Source organism: Pseudomonas sp. BP8, from assembly GCF_017875955.1.
Classification (GTDB): Bacteria; Pseudomonadota; Gammaproteobacteria; order Pseudomonadales; family Pseudomonadaceae; genus Aquipseudomonas.
The window spans coordinates 2,323,994-2,348,471 of record NZ_JAGINK010000001.1 but is presented as its reverse complement, the minus strand read 5'-3'; the positions used below and the strand labels follow the sequence as shown (position 1 = coordinate 2,348,471).

Here is a 24,478-nt window from a genome sequence, read left to right as displayed (position 1 = left end):
AGCATGCAAGCATGCAAGGGAATCAATGCAGGCCTTACAGGAAAAGGGTTTGAGGCTGATGAGGGTGCAGTATCTCTACCTGCGTGAACACCACGCATGGACGCTCATGGCTTGGGGTGTGACCAGAATTGTTCCACTCAATTGGTCCACTTTAGTGGTCCACTCTGGTGATCTCATGGCCTATATCGTCCGCCGACAGTCTGTCTATTACCTCAACCTGAGACTACCGAAGCACCTGTTCCCGAACCGTGACACCCTTCGTCTATCGCTGCGAGTGAGAGAGCGTCAGGCAGCCCTGTACCTTGCCAGCTCACTTGCTCAGCAGGTAAACAGCCATCTGAGCGAACACCCCTTAACGTCCCCCGAGACTCTGCGTGTGCTGTGCGTTCAATGGCGCGACTCGTCACCTCTGCCAACCACCCTGCCGCAACTGCACCGGGCAACGGTCACCCCAGCCAACCCGTCAAGTAACGGCCCTACCCTCGCTGCTCTCTCGAAGCTCTATATAGAAGAAGGGAAACGTGGCGGCACATGGCGGCAGGGCAGTATCGATGACGTAGAACGTGCCCTAGCGGATCTGTTCGAGCTGATGGGTGATATGCCTGCGGTAGCGTTCGATGCTCAACAAGCCCGCCTGCTGAAAGAACGGCTCAGTCGCTGCCCCCAGTACTTTGGCCTACGCCCCGAGTTCAAGGGCAAGACCCTGAGACAGGTGGTGGAATCAGGCAGCACGTACAAACCCATCACCGCCGTGACTGTGAACAACAGGCTCCGCAAGCTCAATGCCTTCCTGAATTGGTGCAGGGTGAACGGGTATGTGGCTGACAACCCGCTAGCCGGAATGAAAGTGATGACAGGATCTGCCAAAGAGGCACGGCTGTCGTTCGACTCTGGCGACCTGATAATTCTCCTAAACCAGGACTTCCTACTTAAAGAAGCCCGCAAGCTTCCATGGCGTTACTGGCTGCCGCTGCTTGGGCGAGTCACTGGGGCACGCATTGAAGAGCTGTGCCAACTACGTGTCGATGACTTCATTGAACAGCAGGGCATCCAGTGCATCCGCGTTGATGACAGTCGCGAAGGACAAAACCTGAAGAACGCCAGCAGTCGTCGTGTGCTGCCTCTGCACCCCGCACTTATCGATCTAGGCCTGCTTCAGCATGTTGAAGCAGTTAAGGCGACTGGAGCTGATCGCCTGTTCCCCGAACTAGAAGCGGTGCGAGGGAAGCTGGGCCACGCACCCTCGAAGTGGTTTGGGCGGTACAAGATGAAGCTGGGCATCACCGACCCGAGGAAGACTTTCCACAGTTTTCGCCACACGCTCATCGACGACTTACGCGACGCCGGGGTACAGGACTCACTCATCAAGAGAATCGCCGGGCACGAGGACAGCGCGGTGACCTTCAGCATTTATGGCAGCCGATCCCCGTTGAACGCGATGATGGACGCACTTCGCAATATTCCCGTGACCCAAGCCTAGCCTAGCTCGATGGCCGAACCACCGGGTCCGGCCTTCTATAATGAGAGATGCCCCACGGGACCAGAAACCTTAAAGGGGCAGCCCAACGGTGGGTGGTGGATAGAAACTTACTGCGACGCTTTTTTTCAGGTGACTTGTTGACAGGGATTTCTGAGCCTGTATGATGGCACCCATCACCAAGCCACCGGTGATTATCAGGCCCCAATAGCCAGCTGCAACACCTACCTCCCTGCGGATTCGACCAAAAGTTGAATTGTTAGCACGGAGGTTTTGTCGTGCCCTGGATTTGACAAATCTAGACATCCTAGACCTAGTTTCAACCACGCGAGTAGCCTCAATGCCCTGACGACACGCCCAGCACTGATCTGCAACACATCCTCAGCCTGTAAAGGAGCGCAGCCATGACATAAGAGAATCACCCTTGTTCACTCGGCTAAGCATAGAGCCGCAAGGTAAAGCTGATACCCCAACTCTACTCATAAAACGGAATATCGAGTTTCCGTGACGGCATCACTTTACCTAAATCCCCTACAATTACAGAGAGAACATTCGATGCCCTGACAACACGAACAACTACACACCTCGCCCGCATTAGAGTCACGCGAGGAAACCGCAATCTATTAATGCCCACAATCATCGCTAAACTAATAGCGACGGGCAACTGCACTCCAAATTTGAGAAGTTAACATCATATGAAAACGCAAAACACATACACCCACCCAACACACAACCAAACAGCTGGCGCTGTAATCATGGCTAACGGAACCCCCTTCACGGTGCCGAATACGCTCTACAACACGCTAAAACTCGCTGCTGATCTGGAAGGAGAACGCGAAGCACTGACTAGCTTAGTGGATGTACTGGAACGACAGCTGGATGCTGATGCAGATAAGGTAGAGTTCTACGACGACATGGCCGGCACAGAGGAGCTCTTTAATACAGGCGTCACTGCTAAGGCGAATGATACGGGCAAGACAAGGTTCGTCAAATATCTTGTTCAGCATAAGATTCTGATGGGCGGGGGATATAAGCGCAACCTACCATACCAGCAACATCTGGATGCTGGACGATTCAAGGTTGTGTGGGTCAATTGCGTGGACCGCAAGACCGGCAAGCGGAAGATCACTCCCGTTCCTCTGTTCACTGGTAAAGGGATCATCTGGATTCAGCAATTTATTAAGCAGAACGGACGAGATGGCTTGTAATGGGATTGGCTTGGCACTACCAAAGCGGTAGTTAAGGGCACCACTGCATCATGACTGCCACTTGGCGAGCCAAGTCTAAATGGGAAAGTGCGGGGCCGGGAACGACGTTATGCACCGATCTTGGCTGAAGCACTCTTAGAGGATCGCTAATGGTAACGCATGGACAGCCGCTGTACACATTGCAATAAACCACCAAATTAACACCCGGCGAGCTCGATAGCCTTCTCCCAGAAGGCAATCTTATTTGCTGCAGCCCATAGGCCGTTGAGCAGACGTGGGCTTCGCGGCACCTGGAGAAAGGCGGACCAACAACCTAATTTCTCGGTAGGAGCACCCATTGATGACTTAATAATTATACCGAGCATTTATCCGCCCTGACGATCTATGCCTGACGCCTGTTCCATCGTAAACCGACTTCCTATCACCCACTTAAGACTGAAGCGAATGTGTGTGTGTGTGTGTGGGGGGGGGGGGGGGGGGGGGGGCGGATGACTTAAATCCTGTACTTATAGAGAGAAACAAATGACCCAGAATATTAGCTACAATCAGGCTGTAACCAAACATACCACCAGCAGCATTCTTGCTGGTAATGGAGGCCCCATCGAAGTCCCCGCCTTCAGCACTACGATTAATGGCGACGATGACACTGAACATCCTGTGACCATGAGCAGCCTGGAGATTGCAGAACTGACAGGCAAGCGGCACGACAACGTAGCCCGTGACATCCGGACGATGCTCGAAAGCCTTGATTTGCCCCACCTCAGTTTTGAGGGCGGATATAAAGACCTGAATAATCAGGAGCGGATGTGCTTTAACCTCCCACGCGATTTGACTGAAACGCTGATCACCGGTTACAGCATCCCGCTTCGCCACAAGGTTGTTGTGCGATTGCGTGAACTTGAGACCAAGGCGGCCAAACCGCCTGCGTTCATACTGCCGGATTTCACGAACCCAGTTGTAGCAGCTCGCGCTTGGGCTACAGAGTTCGAAGGCCGCACCCTGGCCCTTGAGATTGTGAAGGAACGCGACGAGAAGATTGCCAAAGATGCACCGAAGGTTAAGGTGTTCAACAAGTTCATTGCCTCAGGAGGCTTGTACGGTTTTCAAGAGTTCTGCACGCAACTGAGTGTGAATCAACGCACCATTAAACTTTGGCTTCGTGATATCAAGTGGCTTCGTGTAAACCGCTGGGAGCGTAATCCACTCCCGACTGCCAAAGCTGTAGACGATGGTTACTGTAAAGTAATCTCTGAACAGAATGAGTATGGCTTCAGTCAAGTAATCAAGTTCACTGAGAAGGCCAAGGCCTATGTTGAACTCAAGGCCCCAGACCACGTTCGCAAGAAAGTTGATGGCAGCCACTCTCAGGCAGCATAACCATGTACCGCGATGCCGTTGAATATCACCCAGTGCACTTCTTGACTCCAGGGAGTAATGCACTGGGGTTGTTAGCAACGAGTTCCCGACCATCCATAACCGGAACACACCGAGGCTCGCACATGAACTAGATCGCACACAAGGAATAACATTCATGAAGTTAAATACAGCTACGCTCGAACATATCGCATGCCCCACTGAACAACTTCGAGCAAAAGTAGCCGAAGCCCGAACCACATTACTTGGCAGTGATGTTTACGACAAAAATACTGGAGAGTATTACGGGACCTACATTGAAGTTCCATTCTCACCAGGCCAGCCCTCAAAACAGCCAGATAAACCTACTAGGCTGAAGGAGCGCTGGTACGCTGAAGAGGATGGCACCCCTCGACTCTTACAGGACAACCCAAGTAGCCCTCCGCAACTCGCTCCGATTATTGAGCTGTTTCCTCGACAACCGGATAAACAACCGGGGCAGAAGTCGCGGGCGGGCAAGAAACCCCAGGTTATCGACAACCCCCTTGCCGATATTTTGAGCGTTCTGAGCTTTGAGGGTCACCACACGCCCTGGTTAGATGACTTCGCCTTTGGAGCGATATACATGGGCCCAGGTTTGATCGGGGGCCGCCACAGCGTATCCCTCGCAGACGTCAAGCGGGTACTGCGCATTCATGAACTCTCAGTAGCGGCGGCGGCTGAATGTCTCTGCAATCATGACAGGGAACCAATGAGCACCCGGCAGATACAGCGGGTAATACAAGCCGCAAGAACCGCACTACGTGGCATAGCATTACATCTTGAACGCCACTCGCACATTGCTGAATCCGTTGGCATGACGATCAACTTCGACACTCTCTGGCCAGCTCAAGGCGAACGCGATTTAACAACTGTCCCCCGCTCAAAGAAATACCTGGCACTGGAGATGAGGCGGGCGGGAGCTCCGATCAAAACGGTCGCGAGAGAGCTGGGCATCTCCAAGAACACTGTCAAGGCTTGGGATAAAGGGTCACTGCCGGTAGCAGAGAGGGGGGGTCAATGATCGGCAATTAGCGACAGATATATAGAGTGAATCTCGCCATGCTCAGCATGGTGAGTGAACGCATGGCCAAAGCGAAGCTTTGAGATTAACCACCTCTACTACTTATTAGCCATGTAACGTTGACGTCACCGATGATAGCCTGTGCCTAGAGGAACATATGATAATCTTGCAGGGTTAACGGGGAGATGGGGCGGACAGCCCTCCCCGCTCTTGATCTTAACTGTAGAATCAAGCCCCGGAGTTGATGTTCGTGACGATGCGTCACATATTGTTATGAAAGCTAACATTGCAAGCATAAGGGGCTTCTACTCTGCCCCAACTCTAATGAGTGCATTCATGGGTAAATGTCAATGTAGCTTAGTGAGCCGGGACTATCGGGAACTCCTCGTGGGGACAAGACCGTGAAGCGCTTAGCGCCTAGATCGAGCGCTTCGCACAATTCCGCGCCACTGTGTTGTGCTAAGACCTCGTTGCCAGGTGGTAGATAGCCAAAGGTCTCAGTGGAGCCAGTATCCATAACGACAATGTCGATTCGCTCACGGGTTACGTCTGAATCATGCTGAAAACGTAGCTCGCGGAGGTCGCGTAGCTGCTAAAAGACCGCCGCGCCGCTGCCGAGGCTCACCCTGTACCACTGTTCCATGACGACGCCCACCAATCGTAACAAGCCAGCCCTTACCTTACTCGTCGACCGAGAGAGTCACATCTCAAGCTGGGAAATGCCAAAAATGGAGTGCCAAGCCGGCAAGGCACACCAGCATTTCATGCAATACGACTTCGCCAGACGCTTACCACCAATCTGCCCCACGCAACTGATGACACCGGTAGGAAGACTTTGCCCGCACTTCCACTCGACACGGCAAAGGCAGCAACACTTGCAGCGGGACACCCTTAGAACCGCGTGGTTAAGCGACCATGGCGAAGGTCGCCTAAGCACAGCTCCATCCGCTCGTCGAGTGCACCGACTAACCGCACGTGCTTGGAGTACTTGATCCTAAACTCAAGAGCAGCGGCAATTTTGTTTACCTGCCACCATGCATGGGCTTCATATGGATCATCGAAGTGCCTAGACTTGTCTCCACATATTGCCCTATAGCGTTGCTGTGATGTCGACCAGCCCACGAAAGGGATATCTGGTAGTGCCGGATCTGGGTAGGGAAGCTTCTGAGACCCACCAATGCAGAAAAACTTGTTGACCTCCTGTGGCACGAACACACAGGTAATCGGGCCGTAATCGGCGTTGCCGGTCATGAGGATATCCTTGTCCAAGCACCACGAGGCTTCATTCAGATCGTATCCGTACTCCCCCCGCGACCAACATACAAAATGCTGAAAGCTCTCGAAGCTCGACCTTGCCTCCGCATACCCTGGATTGGCTAGCTTCCTCGCACTGGACGTGCAACGCTCCATCAACGCACCGTATCTGCTCGCACTAAGGCTTTGATAAGTGATCGTCTCGCCCTCACCAGGCTCAGACCAGTGCTTCAACCACTGACCGTTAAGCTCTCTATCGTATTTAACCCTGACCTTGCGTTGCTTCATGTACCTGAACCCTATCAAGCCGCGTCGAGTGCGGCTAAAAACCAAACGGTGAGTCGGTAACCCCGACAGACCACTACCCACCAATCGAACCGCCGCTTGCAGTACAGCGCCATACCACAATGCAATGGTGCACATGTCGACACTGGTAGGATGGCATTCCACCCCGATGTCACGATTAGTGTGTTCACGATTAGAGCACATCCCTGGACGATGGGGAAATGCCTGCCCCACCCCACCATCCAGCCCTGCAACATCAATTCGGCACCCGAGTCAGGGAGCTGCGTGTGGCTATGGGCATGAGCCAGGAGGCTTTTGCTGATCGGTGTGGCTTCGCTAGGACGTACATGTCCCGTATAGAGACGGGGGGAGCGAATCCGTCCATCAACGCCATCAAGGTGCTGGCCGACGCCCTAGGCGTCAGCATTTCCGCTCTGTTTGAAGGAATGTGAGCCAGCGCCAAGCCTACACGCCAACGCTTTATTTAATTGGTTGCTAATCGCCAACTAGGCCTATGCGCGCACCTCTGACAGCTAGCCTTTCCTCTAACCCCTATTCATGCTGGGATTGATACGCGCAGGGTCAAGAGAATCGCCCTCCTGAGGAATTAACCTTTCAAATAATAAGGGCTTAGGTTCAGCCAGTCATTTAGCTGCCGCGATGAAGGAGAAGGCCGCTATCTAAGCAGCCGGTGGAGCATCCGGGCTGCTGCAATGATCGGAGAGCAGGGAGGCAGGCATCATGTCGGAACAAGAAGTTTGCATCACCACAGTGGTCCCGCGTCTCTGGGGGAATCAAATGGCCATGTGCGAGGCCCTTCCTGCCCTGGCGTTACTGCTTACTGAGACCGGCCACCCTGATCAGGCTGTACGGGTAATGCAACTGTCCAAGAGACTTCTGGATTCAAGCTACAAGATCGAACCGGCAATCAGGGCTCTCGTGGAGATATCAGGCAGGAGGTTTCGGCCTGCCAATGATGAAGACGCTAATCCCTGATACTTGTGAGAGCGAGACAAACCCTGTAAAGGACCGAGCGTGTCGACTCCACTCTTTGAATCTATGGTAATAGCGCCCTGACCAGTCCATACTAAGCTATCGCCAGAATAAAATTGAGAGCCTTACATGACCATATTACCGGATGTAGAGGTCAAACTGGATCTAACACCAGTCTTGCAAAGCACCTATCAAGATGCAGCTTCGCCGCTACTTCAAGAAGTTGGTAAGCTGGGAGCGGATGCTGCCCGAATGGTTCGACTTGCACTATTTCCAGTACAGTTTGCTTCACATTATCAAAAGCGACTTGAGAATTACCTAAACCAGGCACTACAGCGCGTCCCGGAACAGGATAGAGTCAAGCCTGTAGAATCACTGGTTTTACAAGTATCTGAGAAGCTGCGCTTTCAGGAAGAAGACTCCTTGTTAACAGATATGTACTTAGAGCTTCTTGCATGTGCATTTGACAAGCGCCGCTGTGGTCAAGCTCACCCTGCATTCACCGGATTGATATCGCAGCTTAGTCCGGACGAAGCAATTCTGCTCAATCATCTAGCCGGCCCCTTAGCTAGAATTTACATCGGCAAGGAACTGCTATCATGGACCGAACACTCGCGCGACATAAAAGCGCATCTAACTGCTAACTCACTTGAACCAGTAGAGTTAGATTGGAATCGTTTCATAGCCCCTGAGATTCTTTCGCAGCCAGCTTACTTGCAGCTTTACATACAACACCTACAGACACTCGGGCTGATTGAGTACGTTAATGACCAACAACACGCTCTCGCTTCATGCTTCAGTGTATTAAATGGGCAACCAGCCTGGGCGGTAAAGCTGAGTGAATTCGGTAGCTTATTCCATGCCGCTTGCACACGTGGGCCGACAATCAAGGCGACCACAGCAGACAGGATTTGAAAGTTTTGGGGCGGAACGCTAGCCTGCCCCAACACGGAAATTAGCTCATGGCGCAGCAGCGAAACCTCCCTTCCAATGATCCCTGACCGCTAGTAAGAAAGGCTCATTGACCAGGTGGAATTTGTCAAACTGCTCCAACGCTAAATACCGTATCGTTTATTGCCGCCAGCGGTTATGCAGTATCGACCACCTCTAGGCCCATAGCACACATTACCGCCCGCACATGAACAGCCCCCACCACTATCGAAGCCCCCTCCCTGCCGCTGCTCCTGCTCATAGGCTCTATGCTGAGCTCTCCTGTGCTCAGCAGATTTAGCCGCAACACGAGCCTGAACACTAGCCTGCTTCTTGAGCTCAGCGAATTGCTCAGAGTAGGGAGCGATAGCAAGAGTATGAAGGAGTTCAAATTTCTCAACCGCCTCTCTTACTCGAACTTTCGGACTATTTGACTCATAACGCTTGCTTTCAGTAATAGCCATCTCCGCACCGGCACGAAGGTATGGATCTCGATCATTAGTTTTGCGGACAACCTCTCGAGCCATTGCCTCATAATCTATCGAAGGCTGAGAAGAGTAAAAGTCAAACATGTTTTCGCCATCTTCAATCATGCGTTTCAATGGCGCCTCCAATGATTGCAGGGATGCAATGGCGGCAAGCACCTCGCCCTCCGATGTATTTTGGTTGCCACTGACAACATCACTAACGTAGCGGCTCATTGCAAATTTCAGCAGGGACACCCTGGAGTTGACCAAAGACTTAGCGTCATACGCTGACTGGCTGTAGGTCTTAGGCGTGGATGAATCTAGGTAAACATACACGATACCTCCCCCACTAGCGTTGCTTCCCAACCTCACTACTTCTGCCGAAGAATTGAGGTACGAAGCTGGGGAATTTGTCTGACCCCGCTTCAGCGCTAGCTGTCTGCGGACCTCGCTGTCTACAAAAAACGAGCAAGTCCTAACCGTCGCTTTCGCTGACGAACAGCCCCTCGCATCGAGGTCGCTGAGATTGCAAGTTCTATCGCTGTACTGGGGCTTGCACATAATCAAGTAATGCTGATTCTGACACCCGGCAAGGAGTGCCGTCATGATAAAGCCAGTTAGCAGTAGTCGAAGCATCAAATTCCCCATCCTGGGATTCAAGCAAGATGGCAGTTCGCCAGTGGATTTAACTTTATACAAGATCCGCACAGAGACTGTGAGGGTGTTCTCGCCGAAACACCGCCGCATCGAGGTTACCAGATAGCCGCCTGCGGGTATGACCTCGCCAAGTCCTAAGAAGCCTAGCTTTGTAGTCTTTAGGCTCTACCCAACCGACCACAAGCTGATGAATACACTTAACCCCAGAGATCCGTGTTCATTAGACTTGATTTTATTAATGAATACAGTCACACTGCCAGCATCTAGAATCAAATGAATACAGAGGCAGCCGTATGGCACGAGTTGGATACATCCGTGTTAGCTCCATAGATCAGAACGTAGATCGCCAGCTTGATGGTGTTACTCTGGATAAAGTCTTCACCGACAAAGAGAGCGGTGCTACGACCGACCGCCCGCAATTACAAGCGATGCTTGAGTACGTGAGAGAGGGAGATAGCATCGTCGTTCACTCGATTGATCGGTTTGCTCGCTCGCTGTCCGACCTGCTCAAACTGGTAGAAGACCTGACCAAGCGGGGCATATTTATCCGCTTTGATAAGGAGCAGTTGGAGTTCACTGGCGAGGACAACCCGACCCAGCAATTGATGCTATCGATGATGGGAGCTGTCGCACAATTTGAGCGAGCTATGATCAGGGAACGCCAACGAGAAGGTATCGCCAAGGCTAAAGAGAGAGGCGCCTACAAAGGCCGTACTAAGACAGTGGATGACGCAGCAATACGAGCAGCTATCGCTGGTGACGGCGTAACCAAGGGCTTGTCATTCCGTAAGGCGGCTGAGCAATTGCGTGTAAGCCTGAGCACCATCCAGCGTGCGATGAAGGCTAGCACCTGACTTCACTCAATCCAAGCCACTACAATTGTTGAGATGACATTATGGATGATGATAAAGCGGCCGTCCTGGCCGATACCTTAGAATTGCTGCACCTTAACCAGATCGCCCTCAGAGCTTCGGTGGAGGAGGTCAGTGCCTGGATACGAAAGCGGGGCAGCTTGAACGTCCACCATAACGTGATGGCGATCCTAGAGGCACTGGACACCAATTCGGAAGCAATAGCTTCAGCCATAGAACGGCTGCGACCCTAGCTAACGACCCCGCCTGCGATATTCTGGAATTTGCGCCACTGGCAGCGACAGCGAATAGTCGAGGTTCTTAACACCGCTCCCCAGATCAAGCATTTGACTGCAGACGAGCCAGATGCATCTGACGCTGCAGCTCCTCAATTGTGAGGGCTGGCATTGAGCGATGAAGCATCGCGTGGCAATTAGGACAAACCGGACGCAGGTCTTGCTCTGGATTCAAATCATATTCCCCACCCTGCTCCGACAAAGGTTTAAGGTGATGAACATGTATGAACCCCCTACCTAACTCCCCATAAACCTTCTCAAACTCAAAGCCACATACAAAGCACTTTCGCCCCCAACGCTTAACACATCGCAATCTAGCCCCACGATCTCGTTCATACACTTTGACTATCTTCATTGAAGCAGCACCCTCAAGCACAGTCGCAGAGACTGCCCCCTCAACTAATTTCTGTATATGCTGAGAACTAAAATCCCACACCACCTTTAGAGGATCCCCATCAGCGGCGTCCACTACTTCATATGGCAGAGCAATCCCAGCGAACATAAATGGATCTCTATCACTTTGACGATAGAAGACGAATACACTCTCTTCTTGACCAATAAGCTTAGAGACAAGCGGCTGACCCAGCCTATAATCCGATCTAGCGTACCAAACCAACCTACTGTCAAGGTAGTGATTATTATAGTTATGCCCAGTCCTGCCAGCGCTGCCTACATTACAGAATAAAAAGTGGTTACCAGCGTGATAAACATGCCCGCTGTACCACTTACCACCAGTGGGGCGAGGGATGCCGAGCAATGCGAGCACCCCTACCCTCGTGTATTCTTGCCCAACATTAAATGACAGACTCTGAACATCAGAATCATAAGAAGAATTATTTAACATCTCGGCTCCTGATGCTGCATCCATCCCCCCTGAGAAAGCACCTGCACTCTGGTCTGGTCTTACGACCTTGTAACCAACATTGCTAAGCCGCTTTTCAGCAGATGAGATCAAGTAATCATCAAAGAACCTTGCCCATCGACTCTCTAAAATTACCGCCTCAACGGTCAAATCCAACCTACCCCCTATAAAGAGCCTGGTAAATCCATTGGAAACCTTAGGTTTCGTGAGCAGTGACACGGCGGTTTTGTAACCACCAATTGAGCCGAGCATCTTTAAAAACTCAATCGGCCTATACTTAACGGCCCGTTGAGCTTCTGCTGCTTTCTCTCGCAAAAAAGCAGTAAATACGTCGTCTTCCACTGGAGTCATTGACATTGGCTATTCCCTGCAATTGTTCGCTTCATAAACTTCATCTCTATGCATTCACTCAAACCACACCATAGTAGCATGGAGCCTAAATGAAGATAATCGATTATAAGCGTAGCGGCATCGGCAGTGATACTTAATAACTCCTCAGTAGGGAGCCCTTTGCCTTCCTGAGAACTGCGTTGACCACTAACGCATTACGCCATCACCCCAACTGCTTCGCGCTTTTTTATAGGACAAAGAGAACGGCTAAAGGTAAACAAGGTCAGCGCGGGGCCCGTCGCCGCATATTCCCAATAATATGCACTAGGTAAGGTGTCAGCTCATGCATGAGTAATCCGGAAAGCTTTTCGAGATCCGGTTCCGTAAGAATGGCGCCTTCATCCAGACCAAGGTTGCTGATTGTATATTGCACTGCCCTATCAATAGCTTGATCTCTTGCTCTTAGAGCTGAGCGCTTCACGGCCTCACTTAATATACAATCAAACGCTCGCTCAATGCTGCCATCAGGAATGCGTCCATAGTTATAAGATGCATGTACATCAGCTCTATCAAGCCCAAGGTCAAATTCTATATCAATTTCCTGAGAACTTCTTGGATCAATACAGTAACTAGTATGCACAGGCGCACCCGAATAACTCTCAGCCAAGCATACCACCATCCGCCGGACGCCGAAGAACTCTACATACCCAAGCAGTTGACCATCCGTCCCCCGGTTACTCACTGTCACACAGTGAAGTGGAATCCCTTCCGGCCTACGCAGAATTAAATCACTCTCATACCAGTACCCGAAGCATGCCTCCGCTCCGTCCTCCAGCAAATACTGCCTGGCATTAATACAATGTTGGGGTACAACCCCGTTAACTACAGCAAAACAAAGCACAGATTTAACGAGCGAGCGACCCGATAGCGGACCACCAAACTCCATGATAAAATTCAGCGGGCTCTCTGAATACCTTGACTGCACTCCAGAGTTGGCAATGGCCGACTCCAAGTCAAATTTAGGATACTTCCGCTTAACACCTTTAAGTATCTTACGCGCCTCTTCAGGAGTACGAGCGACGAGCTCAATCTTCATCGCTCCAGAACCTTCGGGAGTTTGGCTGAACGTGGCTCTAGCTGGACTCATGCTACCATCAGCATGTAGCAATAGCTCCTCGCCGTCGAGGTTCTCAACCTTTAACGAGGGCAACTCTCCACGCTCCCTTTTTATTCCAATTAACAGGCTAAGAGAGTGAAGGTCCTTTGCTAAAGCGCTATCCCAAGCCTGGCCAACACCACTATTACACCTAATACAAAGCACACCAGATACCTTGTAGCGTCCGCCAACGGCATTAATTATAATGTGCTCATCAGAATCATTATCTGACGTAATCGCGACATCACACAGCACACACTCTTTCACCTCTCCTCCTTAAGAATAACTCTTGGAACACCGGCGACACGACCACGACTGAGCACCCTATTCCATTTTGACAAGTACTACTTATGCTCTGAGTCACCAATACGAGATTCAGAGTTTGACTATACTGATTTAACCGGTGTTGTGCCGTGAAACTTATGAATGCATTCCACATCAGCTTTCAACTGCAGTCGGCTGACCATCCCTCGGGATATCATCATTGATACCTCGATCAGGATAAAAGCCGCCCACTTACTAACATCCACAACATCTCGCAAAACGATGTGATCATGTCTAGCATCGTGGACTGCCTCACTACGAAGCTGATAGAGCTGAACTATTCGCCGATCTATGAGGCCCCACCCTTCAGGATTAGAGTAACGGTAACGGCCATAACAAAGCAAAGCCGTCAACCCTCTTCTAATCTGCTCAGTCACCTTAGACTTACTGATTGAAAACATACATTCGATACAGCTCCAATACTTTACGAACTTCATCTCAAGACTTGTATCTGCTTGAGCATCTAAGAACCAGTAAAGAGCGCGATATACAGCACTTTCCGCGTCACCCCTAGCGTCGGACTGTATGATACGAATAATTGCTTGAAACCACTCACAAGCGACAAGAGAGTCAGCATGCTCTCTAGTGAAGTCCAAACGTTGGATACCATCGAAGCTGGTTTTGAGATGGAGGAGCTTAGAGTTAGAATTTATGGAGAACCATGTGACCGCTCCCGGTTTGAAACGGCCTTCTAACCCAGGCACAAGGCGCACTGCCGCTCCGCCGCGTTTCAGGCAAACAGCACAAGAGAGAGCAAGCAAGCCACAGGTTGCCTTCGCCAATTCGAAGAAGCGACGCTCTGCATTATTCGGACTCCCTTTAACCCGAGCACTTAGCCACAAGCCGTGTTTAGTTTCTTTCCATGCGGCATTGATAACTGCATCTTGAGCAACACTGGACTTCAGCACACCGAAACTAGGCTTACTAATGACCACACTACCTATATTAAAACCATCAAGATCCACGAACTCAATACCACTCAAAGCTGTATAGAATTCATGCTCACTCACGCAGCGAACTGCTACGTCTTCAACCTCTCTAAAAAAGCATTCTACGCTATCAACAACATCATCTTCGTACCAACGCCCCAAAACCTCTTTACACACAAGATCAATATCACTCGCGTCGACATACTCCTTACCCGAAAGCGTTTGCCAGACGAGTCCACTCAGACGCTCAAAACTTTCTAGCGCCGCATTGGAAAAACACACTATATCGCCTTTGGGCGTCTTCACTTGCCTATAAACACTTTCCATAAAGCCGAAAGCCTTAGAAGCTTGATACTCAGTCATAAGATTCGCTGCTTTCAGCAAAACACTTAAGGCTGCCTGAGCTTGTCGCAATTGCTTCGATGGCATGGATATCCGTTACCTTGGCAGTAGGAGGATCAGTTCATCTTAGTTTTGGGGATATGGGGTACGCAACAACCCACCACAGGTATCAGATAGCTTGCGTACCGCATGTGTCTGATATCTTAAACGCTAATAGCTGGACCTGCAGTCATACGCATAACAGATACTAAAAGGCCCCGCCGTAGCGGGGCCTGATCTCCTGTTAGTAGCTCCGCAATGCGCCAGTCAAGAGGGTAGAGGAACTGCGAGCTCCCTTCCACTCAGCAGCCGGCTGAGTTCCTTGCATGAGTAGGGCCTCGTAGTCAGTGATACCAGCGGTCCTAGCTGCGAGGGCTACATGCTCTCGCGCAATCCGTTCAGCGCTCGCAGGCGTCGTGCTGGGTGTAAATTGCACGGTCCAGAGGGTGGTGAGCTTGTGTTTCACATAGTGATGGTTCTTCAGCACCTCGTAGAACCTGGCCCGCGCAGCGGTGGAGACAGAACCGTTCAAGTCCACAGTGAGAATTGCATGAATGGTCATTATTTACGCCCCCGCTGCTTGTTGGATTGAGCTACCACAGACGCTGCGAGCACCTTGGTATCAGCACTGAACTTGGTGCTTTGCAAAGCCTTGCCAGCTTTTGCTTCCATCTCAGCGCTCGTCTGCTTACCAGTTTTTGCCTGAGCCAAAGCAGACGCAGCAAAGCTCTTGGCTATAGCGGAAGCAGCAGGATCACGAAGCGTCTCAGAAGCCAGCTTGGCGACTTTAGGGGAGGTTCGATTAGTATTGGTCATGGTTGTCAAATCTCAATCAAAGGTAGATTTGTCAGACCAGAGGCTTGCCAACGAGCAGGAAGCCATTGACGCAGGCTACACGGTTTGGCTCAATGCTCGTCCCCTGGACTAACGCGTAGTCGCTACCGTGGTGTCAGGTGGTGCGGGTGATTGCGTTCTAAGTTTGGCGACCGAAGCGCTATCACTCGCAGACTCTTCTTCCTACCTCGTCCGAGGTCAGTAACTGGCAAGGACACTACATCTAGTGCCTAGCTCTTGCCTGCAATACAAGATAATGCGGTCTCGGGGCCTTTGCAAGGTGAGCGCCTGTGGATAACTTGTGCATAGATTTTGTGTGATTCGTGGGTATCGGCTGTGGGCCTTATCCCCAGAGGTTTTCACTTTTTTTGGGAGCACGTACAAGGCCTGTCGCCGTTTGCCGGGGTCGGCCCCTCTTACAGAAGCCTGTAGTTGTGCCACAACCACTCTCCTTCCGCCCCTTGCTGAAATGCTCCACTGCCTAAGGACACTCCTACGCTCGGGCGGCTCTTCATCGCCCGGAACCCGAGCCAGGCCAAGTAGTGGAGCGCGCAGTCTGCCCCTTCACACGATATCCACCTAGCTGATACGTTTCCCGCTCAACCCCCTTGGGGAAGGGCATTGATTTAACGTGGGTTGCAGACGATGTATTAGGCTTCTTGCCTCGCGCGCTGGCGTTGTTGATCCTCTCGTTCATCCCGGTGGTGAACGTCATCGCCGCGCCGCTGTGGTTGATTTTCGGTGTGTGGATGATGGCGATCCAGTACATCGACTATCCGGCAAGACCGAGCAATTTACTCCACACCAATAATTACAACTTTTGGTAGGTCGTTCTAACAGATGTAAAATCTATCTATCCGCTATTGTCCAGAGACCACCAGCGTGAGTCCGGCCTGGGCCTCGACGCTCAGCGGGAGTACATCAAGGTTGCCGCACAGCAACATGGATGGCAGGTCGTGACAGAATTTGAAGACGTGGGGGTCTCGGGATCTATTCACCCGCTACAGCGCCCAGCAGGGGCATCAGCGTTCGCCAATGGCAGGACTGTGGTAGTTGCCAAGCTTGACCGACTGAGCCGAGACGTTGAGCACATTGCTGGCCTGATGAAACGAGGCAACTTCAAGGTCGCGACAATGCCCAACGCCTCTACGGTGGAACTGCACATTCACGCGATGCTGGCCGAGCAGGAACGCACCATCATCAGCGAACGAACCAAAGCCGCTCTTAAGTCTCTGGAGGCACGAGCAGCGGCTGGTGACACCGAAGCATTGGAGAAGATCAATAACCGCTCTCAGGCACTCGCCAAGGTTCGTAGCATGCTGAATAGGACGAAGGGACACGATACCCAGCGTCAGCAGGCAGACGAACGTGCAGCGTCGGTCAAGGACACTATCCGGTTGTGCATCCATGATGGTGCCAGTAGCCTACAAGCGGTGGCCGATTGCTTAGTTGCACGTAAGATACCTACCGCTCGTGGTGGACAGTGGTCACCGACGGCTGTGATGCGTGTGATGCAGCGACTGGGCTTGGAACTGGCTAAGGCCGCCAGCGGCCCTACAAGCTTGTAAACCTCCTTCAACACCACGTTTGGAAGTCTTTCGAACACCCCGCGATATTTTGAAATCGTAGTGTGCGGCTCGCTACGGGCCAGCCAGAAGCATTAAGCACCGACTCACCCGTTCACCCGCGAGCCAGTTGCTAACGTTCCTCATTTGAGACACTCCGATGATATTCCGACTCCGGCTCACCCTAATATTCGGCAGTAGCTGACGCACGGTTTAGATGATTGCAGGTATCTGCCAATATGGAGATGGCAGGGTATTAAATCCGCACTCCCTAACCTGCCACTCACGATTGAAGCTCACCCACGAGGCATCCCATCATGGAAGACAAGGCCGCAGTAGTCGCTGACACCCTTGAAATGCTGCTGATAAATCAGACAGCGTTACGGGCAGCCATCGAGGAAGTGGATACGTGGATACGCCAGCGTGGCTCAGTTAACATCCATGAAAACGCAATGGTTGCACTCGAAGCCCTAGAGACCAATGCCGAGGCCATGGCGTCCGCTATTGAGCGACTACGCTCATAGCCGCCTTCGGGGCGGCTATCTTTCACCTTCAATACTATATAAAAGTGCTAGGTGGCTAGGACAGTGTAGGGTCTCGGCGGCATAGCTAGATTCAGCCCTGCGAGGCTGAAGAGTTGAAAGTTACCGCCTCTACCGATACCCAGACCTATCTCTTAGGTGATAGCTCGCCCTACAAACGTGCATAAGACGAATTATCATAGAGCTTGTTTAACATCCGCGATGAACTGGCGAGCAGCAGCATCGTTTCCATTAATCCAGATCTTTGTAATACCCTTAATAAAATGAGATTTTTCTATGTTTAACCCCCCTGATACATGACGAGCCCAGTCATGAAAATCGACCCCCGCAGCAGCCGCTAGAGCAACATCCAAATCTAGCCGGTCTACGCGAAGCTCTCGTGCAGTCTCATCCCTATCAAAGCCATGAAAACCACTTTGAAGAATTCTATCTGGAGCTTCAGCACCAGGCAAGAAAACATGGGGCCACGGAAGAACTAGTTGACCACGCGACTCTCTTTGATCCCCATCAAAGCATCCAATGAGAGTGGCCCAGCCTTGCACCCTAGGCATTGTACGAAGGATTTTAACTATTTCTGACTCACCATCACTCGATACGGAGTAGCTTATTTGCCTAGAAAAATCTGGATCAATATTTTCAACCATAGCCTCGCAAAATTCTTTCGCAGTATCATCCTCAACAATAAGCAGAGCCTTGTGAGAAACCCCACCACCTAACAATGAAGATATGTGATGCTGGCGTGGCGATGTTATCACCTTTGAACGCGAACCACTCCCCAAGAGCAAGTACACGTTGCTTATTGGTATCTTCTGCAAAATCACTGGCGAATGCGTTGTCAGCAGAAAACTAATCCCCCTCTGCTTCCCTTCTCTGGCCAGGAAGTCCATAAAAGCAACTTGAGACCGTGAAGAAACATGAGTTTCTGGCTCCTCAAGAATCACCAAGGAGTCACTTGACGCCCGTTGAACCGCCCATATAGCAGTGAGCATTGCTAGCTCCCCCTGCCCCATGGTTTCACTGCAATACTCAACATCCTCAATTTTAACCTTAAAGTACGGCCACACATCGAATGGGCCATATTCTAAAACTTCCCACACCTCACAGGCACTGTAATTCTTACCCACTACATAGGATGCCAGCTTGACCTGCGGCTCAGAAAAAACCCTCCCTGTGATTCCGTCAAGCACGTCTTCAAATGCTTCATCCCCCTGGACTTGCTGCCGACACATGGTAGAAAACAACGAGGGATCAAGCCAAGTACAGGCTACCGTATCATCACCTTCGACAATCTTTTTGCCGCTAGAGAAAGTGACACGACGAGCATGCTGCGTGCCGCTCTTATCTATATTGAAATTTATTATTGAGCCATTGATGCGGTCTTGCTGAACAATCAGGTCAGGGGTGCCAGATGAATTTAACAAACCCTCAACAATAGCATGAGCAAAAGTTGATTTACCTACACCGTTCCCACCAACTAGAGCTGAAATACCCTTCCCCAAAGGCACACGGGCATCTTCAATTGTTTTAGAGTTCTCCAGCGTTATGACCTGAATGCATTCGGCGTAATCTCGCTTGAAGACCGCTCTCCAATCATCATTAAAGCTAGCGGCGCGGACACTCATTTCAGCTCCCCCCAACCTGAATTCTGAATGAGACGACTGAGAGCGTCTGGCTCACGCACCCCACTAGAACTAATCAACTTCAGTCTATCCTTGATGTCAGTCAGGGCCGTAGAGCTATATCCGCTAGCTACTGAAAACTCCAAAAACGCGTACCATATTGCAAAGTCACGCAGAAGGATTGATGAGACATCAGCCACCCTAGAAGTCGCTCGATCCTCATATATTGGAATTAGTGCAAGTGCAGAAGAAGCTTCTGAACCCTCCTCTCTCTGGGAACTCTCAACTCCAAGCAGGTGAAAATAAGTCAAGAACTGACCAATATACTTAGAGTGCTTGGAATCAAAAGCACCAAGCAGCGTTCCTCGAGCAACAAACACCAGCCAGGAGTACAATGTTGCCTTGTTGAATTTCGGTTTCGGAACCGTAGCGCACGACTCGACAAATAGATCTAAGCAACTCGCCAAACAGGAGCGATCATGACCGCCAAGTGGCTCTTCACTCCTATAAAGCTCCACCAAGTCATTACCGATTATCTTCGTTGCAATCGTGCCGCGCTTGACGGTCAACGCAACACGACAAATCACGTCATCATAAGCCATTCGAGCATTTGAAAACCCGAACTGCTCCTTACCGACACCACGCGCCTCTAAAGAAAGCACAAGCTCTCTTATTTGATCTCTAACTGGACCGTAGAATGCATTTCTCTGCTCAGCCCCTGTCAAGTTTGAAGGCTGATTTAGACGATAGAATAGCTCTGCTGGCTCTGATGGCTTAAAATCGACAATCCTATATAGCCGAAGCGTAAACTGGTCAAACTGGCGCTTAACCTCATCAGGAAGCATCCTATACTTCAACCCATCTAAATCTTGAATCTTAGGATCTAAGGGGTCCGTAGATCCATCTACAGCGAATTCTCCCCGGACAAAGTCCCGGATCGCCACTAGACGCTGCTGACCATCTAGTACCTCTTGCTTTCTTGTTTCAGGGTTCTCAATCACGTGAATCGGTGGGACGTGCCACTCACGAAGAACGCTGTCTATCAATCTTTGCTTTTTAGACTTCGGCCAAACCTCACCCCGTTGGAAATTTGGCTGCAAATCCAACGCCAGCGATTCGATCCGGGTCATAACTGTCTGAATATCCGGATCCCAGGGAACTAGCCGCATGCTTCCTCCTTAAGCAATGAGAGTCAATGTGCGAGCATAACAGATTCGGCTCACGGACCAATTCGAGATCCGCTTCATCATGGACGGCACACCACACACCTCAACATAAACAGAAGCTACTTTTCTGAAACCAGTGTGATTGCTCTGGACGCGTCGAAGATGGAGTTCCGGCGGCTTGGCAGTTAGCAAAGACCAGCATCAGCCCGATAGGGCACGTAGAAATCTGAACTGGAAGAACAGCGGCAGGGCGGAAAGCTAGAGAGAGGTGATAGAATTGCCGGCATGGTGCACCACTTAGGTGTACTACGGCACTGGTCCACTTCGAGATTTTGAGAGAGGAAAGTCCTTTAGAATTAAGGACTTACAGTATGGAGGCAGCCCCACCAGCCACACCCCGGCACACGATGTTCCCGCTGTGGCTGCTTCCTTCCGGATCTGACCAGGTTAACGGGTAATCGTTGCGGAGGGACCGATGGAGCCACCACTACGCTGCTCGCCATGTGACGAGCCGCGCCATTGTACCGCTCTGAGACGAAGTTACAACCTCTGCATCAAGAAAAAACCATCATTTCTCAATGACTTGTCCCGCAACCCCCTCAAACGCTAATGCCCTGCTCGCCAAGGAAGACGATAAACGCATCCTCATCCAGCACCTTCACCCCCAGCTCACTGGCCTTGGTCAGCTTCGACCCGGCACCCGGCCCGGCAACCACACAGTGGGTCTTGCCCGACACCGAGCCCGCCACCTTGGCGCCCAGGCTCTCCAGCTTGTCTTTGGCGATGTCGCGGCTCATGCGTTCGAGGCTGCCGGTCAGTACCCAGGTCTGGCCCGCCAGTGGCAGGCCTTCAACAACTTTCTTCTCACTGGCCCAGTGCATGCCGAACGCTAGCAGCTGCGCCTCGATATCCCGCGCCAGTTGCTGGTTGGCCTCAACCTTGAAGAACTCACGCACTGCTTCGGCCTGCTTGGCCGCCAGGGCTTGGCGCAGGTCGATACCGTCGGCAGCGATGATCTGCTCCAGACTGCCCAGCTTGGCCACCAGCTTCTCGGCACCGGTCGGGCCAACCGAGGCGATGTCGAGCTTGGCGATCAACCCGGCCAAGGTGGTGCTGGCAGCAAACTCCGGGGCCAGCTCACCTTCGTCCTGCAGTTGCATGCCGCTGTCGAGCAATTGCTGGATGACCTCGCGGTTGTGCGCGTCCTCGAAGAAGTTGTGGATCTCGTGAGCGACTTCCAGGCCGATGTCCGGCAGGTAGGTCAGCACTTGCGGCAAGGCCACTTGAACCCGCGCCAGGCTACCCAGCGAGCGCGCGAGGACCTTGGCGGTCTCCTCGCCAACATCGGGAATCCCCAGGGCGTAGATGAAGCGCGCCAGGGTCGGGCGTTTGCTGTCCTTGATGGCGTCCAGCAACTTGTTGCTGGAAACCTCGGCAAAGCCTTCGAGGTCGACGATCTGCTCGAAGGTGAGGCTGTAGAGGTCTGCCGGCGAGCGGATCAGGCCTTCATCGACCAACTGCTCGACGCTCTTCTCACCCAAACCGTCGATGTCCATGGCCCGCCGCGAAACATAATGGATGATCGCCTGCTTGAGCTGCGCCGCACAGGCCAGGCGGCCAACGCAGCGGTACACCGCCCCTTCACTGGTGGTCTCCTTGCCCTTGCTGCGCTTGATCAACTGGGTACGCTCGACCTGCGAGCCACACACCGGGCATTCACTCGGCACCTCGACCGGCCGGGCATCGTCGGGACGGCGCTCGAGCACCACTTGCATGACCTGCGGGATAACGTCACCGGCGCGACGGATGATCACCGTGTCGCCGATACGCAGGCCCAACCGGGCGATTTCATCCATGTTGTGCAGGGTCGCATTGGACACCGTCACGCCAGCCACCTTGACCGGCTTGAGCCGCGCCACGGGGGTGACGGCGCCGGTGCGGCCGACCTGGAACTCGACGTCGAGCACTTCGGTCAGCTCTTCCATCGCCGGGAATTTGTGGGCGATGGCCCAACGCGGTTCACGTGCGCGGAAGCCCAGCTCGCGCTGCGAGGCCAAGCTGTTGACCTTGAACACCACGCCGTCGATCTCGTAGGGCAACTCGTTGCGCCGGGCGCCGATGTCACGGTAGTAGTCCAGGCACTCTTCAATGCCGGCAGCGTGCTTGAGCTCGCGGCTGATGGGCATGCCCCAGGCCTTGAGCTGCTCGAGGATGCCGATATGGCTGTCGGCGATGCTCTCGGAGACCTGGCCCAGGCCATAGCAGCAGAACTCCAGCGGGCGGCTGGCGGTGATCTTCGAATCCAGTTGGCGCAGGCTGCCGGCAGCGGCGTTGCGCGGGTTGGCGAAGGTCTTGCCACCGCTTTCGGCTTGCGCAGCATTGAGCCGGTCGAAGCCGGCCTTGCTCATGTACACCTCGCCGCGCACTTCGAGCACCGCCGGCCAGCCACTGCCCTGCAGTTTGAGCGGGATATTGCGCACGGTGCGCACATTGCTGCTGATGTCTTCGCCGGTGCTACCGTCGCCGCGGGTGGCACCTTGCACCAGCTGGCCATCGCGGTAAAGCAGGCTGACCGCCAGGCCGTCGAGCTTGGGCTCGCAGCTGTAATCGACCTTGCCTGGCTGGTCGAGGCCGTCCACCACCCGCCGATCAAACTCGCGCAGGTCGGTTTCTTCGAAGGCGTTACCCAGGCTGAGCATGGGCACTTCATGACGGACCTGGCTGAACGCGGCCAGGGCACTGCCACCGACGCGCTGAGTCGGCGAGTCTGGCGTCACCAGGTGCGGATGCTCGGCTTCCAGCGCCTTGAGCTCGTTGAACAGCCGGTCGTATTCGGCATCGGGGACGCTTGGCTCGTCGAGCACGTAATAGCGGTAGTTGTGCTGATCGAGCTCGGCACGCAGTTCATGGATTCGGGTTTCGGCGGTCATGGTCATCTTCTCTTGCAAAGCAAAAGAGCAGCCCCGGGGCTGCTCTTGCGCTTGAATCATACGGACAGGATCGAGGCAGGATCTGTCCGTTCGGTGGTATCAACGCTTCTGGGTCAGCGCACGGCGCTCGAACTCGACGATGCGCTGGCGATAATGCTCGATGGTCTGCGCGGTCAGTACGCTGCGCTGGTCATCCTTCAACTCGCCGTTCAGCTCATGGGCCAACTTGCGCGCCGCGGCGACCATTACATCGAAGGCCTGCTTGGGATGACGCGGGCCCGGCAAGCCAAGGAAGAAGCTCACCGCACGGGTGCTGAAGTGGTCGATGTCGTCCAGGTCGAACACGCCCGGCTTGACCGCATTGGCCATGGAGAACAGTACTTCGCCATGACCGGCCATGCTTTCGTGGCGATGGAAGATGTCCATCTCGCCAAAACGCAGACCGCTCTCGAGAATGTTCTGCAGCAGCGCCGGGCCCTTGAAGCCGCTCTCATCGCGGGAGATGACACTGATCACCAGGACTTCTTCAGCCGGTGGCATATCCTTGACGCTGCTGTTCGACGACGTCGACGAGGCATAACCACCGTTGCGGTTGCTCTCGGTTTCGTAGTCATCGTCAGCATCGGCAAACAGGTCGGGCTCACGGCTATCGGCGGCCAGGCTCAGGTCACCCTGCTGCGATTCAGTGGCGCGCTTGCCGCGCTTGGAAGCCTTGCTCGGCTTGATATCGCGCTCGCGCTCACGTCCGGCGCTGAGCGACGGCAGGTCGGTTTCATCCAGCTCCGGCTCTTTATGCTCACCCTCGAGCACGCGCGCAGGGCCGAGCACCTCAGCCCCGCCCTCTTCATCGGGCAGGTTGGTGTAGCTGCGGTCCAGACGGAATTTCAATTTGCCCTTGCCACCACGCATGCGACGCCAGCCGTCAAAAAGAATACCGGCGATGACAATGATGCCGATGACGATCAGCCACTCGCGCAGACCGATTTCCATGTAATCCCGTGCCTCT

General features: G+C 52.8%; 19 protein-coding genes, 1 other RNA gene and 1 pseudogene. 10 read left to right on the top strand and 11 right to left on the bottom strand.

The genetic code is table 11. The annotated features are described in order from the left end of the window. Positions 1–175 precede the first annotated feature (175 nt). The 4 genes from J3B00_RS10370 to J3B00_RS10355 all read left to right on the top strand — a co-directional run bounded on the left by J3B00_RS10370 (position 176) and on the right by J3B00_RS10355 (position 5,101). Positions 176–1,480 (top strand): site-specific integrase, encoded by a 1,305-nt coding sequence (locus J3B00_RS10370; protein ID WP_209867368.1) that lies wholly within the window; start codon positions 176–178, stop codon positions 1,478–1,480. 752 nt (positions 1,481–2,232) lie between these two features. Further along, entirely contained in the window at positions 2,233–2,685 is a 453-nt protein-coding gene (locus J3B00_RS10365; protein ID WP_209867366.1) for a phage antirepressor KilAC domain-containing protein, read from the top strand. 522 nt (positions 2,686–3,207) lie between these two features. Next, on the top strand, positions 3,208–4,062 hold the full coding sequence (locus J3B00_RS10360) for a Rha family transcriptional regulator (protein ID WP_209867364.1): 855 nt from the start codon (positions 3,208–3,210) through the stop codon (positions 4,060–4,062). A gap of 154 nt (positions 4,063–4,216) precedes the next feature. Beyond that, the gene (locus tag J3B00_RS10355) at positions 4,217–5,101 is read left to right on the top strand and encodes a helix-turn-helix domain-containing protein (protein WP_209867361.1); all 885 of its coding nucleotides are present in this window, start codon (positions 4,217–4,219) and stop codon (positions 5,099–5,101) included. A gap of 891 nt (positions 5,102–5,992) precedes the next feature. Here J3B00_RS10355 and J3B00_RS10350 read toward each other — a convergent pair. Next, positions 5,993–6,352 (bottom strand): hypothetical protein, encoded by a 360-nt coding sequence (locus J3B00_RS10350; RefSeq protein WP_209867359.1) that lies wholly within the window; start codon positions 6,350–6,352, stop codon positions 5,993–5,995. 509 nt (positions 6,353–6,861) lie between these two features. Between J3B00_RS10350 and J3B00_RS10345 the strand changes: the two genes are divergently transcribed. After that, on the top strand, positions 6,862–7,092 hold the full coding sequence (locus J3B00_RS10345) for a helix-turn-helix transcriptional regulator (RefSeq protein ID WP_209867357.1): 231 nt from the start codon (positions 6,862–6,864) through the stop codon (positions 7,090–7,092). Between the two features lie 670 nt (positions 7,093–7,762). Then, the gene (locus J3B00_RS10340; protein WP_209867355.1) at positions 7,763–8,548 is read left to right on the top strand and encodes an Abi-alpha family protein; all 786 of its coding nucleotides are present in this window, start codon (positions 7,763–7,765) and stop codon (positions 8,546–8,548) included. 140 nt (positions 8,549–8,688) lie between these two features. Here J3B00_RS10340 and J3B00_RS26550 read toward each other — a convergent pair whose 3' ends face one another. After that, positions 8,689–9,366: a hypothetical protein gene (locus J3B00_RS26550; protein ID WP_348635937.1), complete on the bottom strand. Its 678-nt coding sequence runs from the start codon at positions 9,364–9,366 to the stop codon at positions 8,689–8,691. Between the two features lie 614 nt (positions 9,367–9,980). On the opposite strand from J3B00_RS26550, the gene J3B00_RS10330 reads away from it, so the two are divergent. Next, positions 9,981–10,541, top strand: a complete 561-nt coding sequence (locus J3B00_RS10330) for a recombinase family protein (RefSeq protein WP_209867353.1) — start codon at positions 9,981–9,983, stop codon at positions 10,539–10,541. 336 nt (positions 10,542–10,877) lie between these two features. Here J3B00_RS10330 and J3B00_RS10325 read toward each other — a convergent pair whose 3' ends face one another. From J3B00_RS10325 to J3B00_RS10310, 4 genes are all read right to left on the bottom strand, one after another. Continuing rightward, positions 10,878–12,053, bottom strand: a complete 1,176-nt coding sequence (locus J3B00_RS10325) for an HNH endonuclease (protein WP_209867351.1) — start codon at positions 12,051–12,053, stop codon at positions 10,878–10,880. A 256-nt stretch (positions 12,054–12,309) separates the two neighbouring features. Then, complete coding sequence (locus J3B00_RS10320) at positions 12,310–13,449, bottom strand: HNH endonuclease (protein WP_209867349.1); 1,140 nt, start codon at positions 13,447–13,449, stop codon at positions 12,310–12,312. A gap of 119 nt (positions 13,450–13,568) precedes the next feature. After that, a complete protein-coding gene (locus J3B00_RS10315) occupies positions 13,569–14,864 on the bottom strand; it encodes a HEPN domain-containing protein (RefSeq protein ID WP_245362523.1) in 1,296 nt (431 codons plus the stop codon). A 513-nt stretch (positions 14,865–15,377) separates the two neighbouring features. Beyond that, positions 15,378–15,632, bottom strand: a complete 255-nt coding sequence (locus tag J3B00_RS10310; RefSeq protein ID WP_209867347.1) for a hypothetical protein — start codon at positions 15,630–15,632, stop codon at positions 15,378–15,380. A gap of 674 nt (positions 15,633–16,306) precedes the next feature. Here J3B00_RS10310 and J3B00_RS10305 point away from each other — a divergent pair. The 3 genes and pseudogenes from J3B00_RS10305 to J3B00_RS10295 all read left to right on the top strand — a co-directional run. Then, a pseudogene (locus tag J3B00_RS10305) lies at positions 16,307–16,432 on the top strand (sulfate transporter CysZ); the annotation flags it as partial. 81 nt (positions 16,433–16,513) lie between these two features. Continuing rightward, on the top strand, positions 16,514–17,218 hold the full coding sequence (locus tag J3B00_RS10300; protein ID WP_245362522.1) for a recombinase family protein: 705 nt from the start codon (positions 16,514–16,516) through the stop codon (positions 17,216–17,218). A 314-nt stretch (positions 17,219–17,532) separates the two neighbouring features. Continuing rightward, a complete protein-coding gene (locus J3B00_RS10295) occupies positions 17,533–17,739 on the top strand; it encodes a hypothetical protein (protein ID WP_209867345.1) in 207 nt (68 codons plus the stop codon). A gap of 194 nt (positions 17,740–17,933) precedes the next feature. Here the strand turns inward: J3B00_RS10295 and J3B00_RS10290 are convergent, their stop codons facing one another. From J3B00_RS10290 to zipA, 5 genes are all read right to left on the bottom strand, one after another. After that, positions 17,934–19,379: an ATP-binding protein gene (locus tag J3B00_RS10290; RefSeq protein WP_209867343.1), complete on the bottom strand. Its 1,446-nt coding sequence runs from the start codon at positions 19,377–19,379 to the stop codon at positions 17,934–17,936. Continuing rightward, on the bottom strand, positions 19,376–20,545 hold the full coding sequence (locus J3B00_RS10285; protein ID WP_209867341.1) for a DUF262 domain-containing protein: 1,170 nt from the start codon (positions 20,543–20,545) through the stop codon (positions 19,376–19,378). The genes J3B00_RS10290 and J3B00_RS10285 overlap by 4 nt, the downstream gene beginning before the upstream one ends. A 378-nt stretch (positions 20,546–20,923) precedes the next feature. Continuing rightward, an RNA gene (ffs, locus tag J3B00_RS10280) (signal recognition particle sRNA small type) lies at positions 20,924–21,020 on the bottom strand. Positions 21,021–21,141: 121 nt separating this feature from the next. After that, complete coding sequence (ligA, locus tag J3B00_RS10275; RefSeq protein ID WP_209867339.1) at positions 21,142–23,472, bottom strand: NAD-dependent DNA ligase LigA; 2,331 nt, start codon at positions 23,470–23,472, stop codon at positions 21,142–21,144. Positions 23,473–23,571: 99 nt separating this feature from the next. Next, positions 23,572–24,462, bottom strand: coding sequence for a cell division protein ZipA (gene zipA / locus J3B00_RS10270; RefSeq protein ID WP_209867336.1), 891 nt, complete (start codon positions 24,460–24,462; stop codon positions 23,572–23,574). Positions 24,463–24,478 lie beyond the last annotated feature (16 nt).

Coding starts and splice junctions, on each gene's coding strand:
- J3B00_RS10370 (WP_209867368.1), top strand. CDS start 176: ATGGCCTATATCGTCCGCCGACAGTCTGTCTATTACCTCAACCTGAGA.
- J3B00_RS10365 (WP_209867366.1), top strand. CDS start 2,233: ATGGCTAACGGAACCCCCTTCACGGTGCCGAATACGCTCTACAACACG.
- J3B00_RS10360 (WP_209867364.1), top strand. CDS start 3,208: ATGACCCAGAATATTAGCTACAATCAGGCTGTAACCAAACATACCACC.
- J3B00_RS10355 (WP_209867361.1), top strand. CDS start 4,217: ATGAAGTTAAATACAGCTACGCTCGAACATATCGCATGCCCCACTGAA.
- J3B00_RS10350 (WP_209867359.1), bottom strand. CDS start 6,352: ATGACCGGCAACGCCGATTACGGCCCGATTACCTGTGTGTTCGTGCCA.
- J3B00_RS10345 (WP_209867357.1), top strand. CDS start 6,862: ATGCCTGCCCCACCCCACCATCCAGCCCTGCAACATCAATTCGGCACC.
- J3B00_RS10340 (WP_209867355.1), top strand. CDS start 7,763: ATGACCATATTACCGGATGTAGAGGTCAAACTGGATCTAACACCAGTC.
- J3B00_RS10330 (WP_209867353.1), top strand. CDS start 9,981: ATGGCACGAGTTGGATACATCCGTGTTAGCTCCATAGATCAGAACGTA.
- J3B00_RS10325 (WP_209867351.1), bottom strand. CDS start 12,053: ATGTCAATGACTCCAGTGGAAGACGACGTATTTACTGCTTTTTTGCGA.
- J3B00_RS10315 (WP_245362523.1), bottom strand. CDS start 14,864: ATGCCATCGAAGCAATTGCGACAAGCTCAGGCAGCCTTAAGTGTTTTG.
- J3B00_RS10310 (WP_209867347.1), bottom strand. CDS start 15,632: ATGACCAATACTAATCGAACCTCCCCTAAAGTCGCCAAGCTGGCTTCT.
- J3B00_RS10295 (WP_209867345.1), top strand. CDS start 17,533: ATGGAAGACAAGGCCGCAGTAGTCGCTGACACCCTTGAAATGCTGCTG.
- J3B00_RS10290 (WP_209867343.1), bottom strand. CDS start 19,379: ATGAGTGTCCGCGCCGCTAGCTTTAATGATGATTGGAGAGCGGTCTTC.
- J3B00_RS10285 (WP_209867341.1), bottom strand. CDS start 20,545: ATGCGGCTAGTTCCCTGGGATCCGGATATTCAGACAGTTATGACCCGG.
- ligA (WP_209867339.1), bottom strand. CDS start 23,472: ATGACCGCCGAAACCCGAATCCATGAACTGCGTGCCGAGCTCGATCAG.
- zipA (WP_209867336.1), bottom strand. CDS start 24,462: ATGGAAATCGGTCTGCGCGAGTGGCTGATCGTCATCGGCATCATTGTC.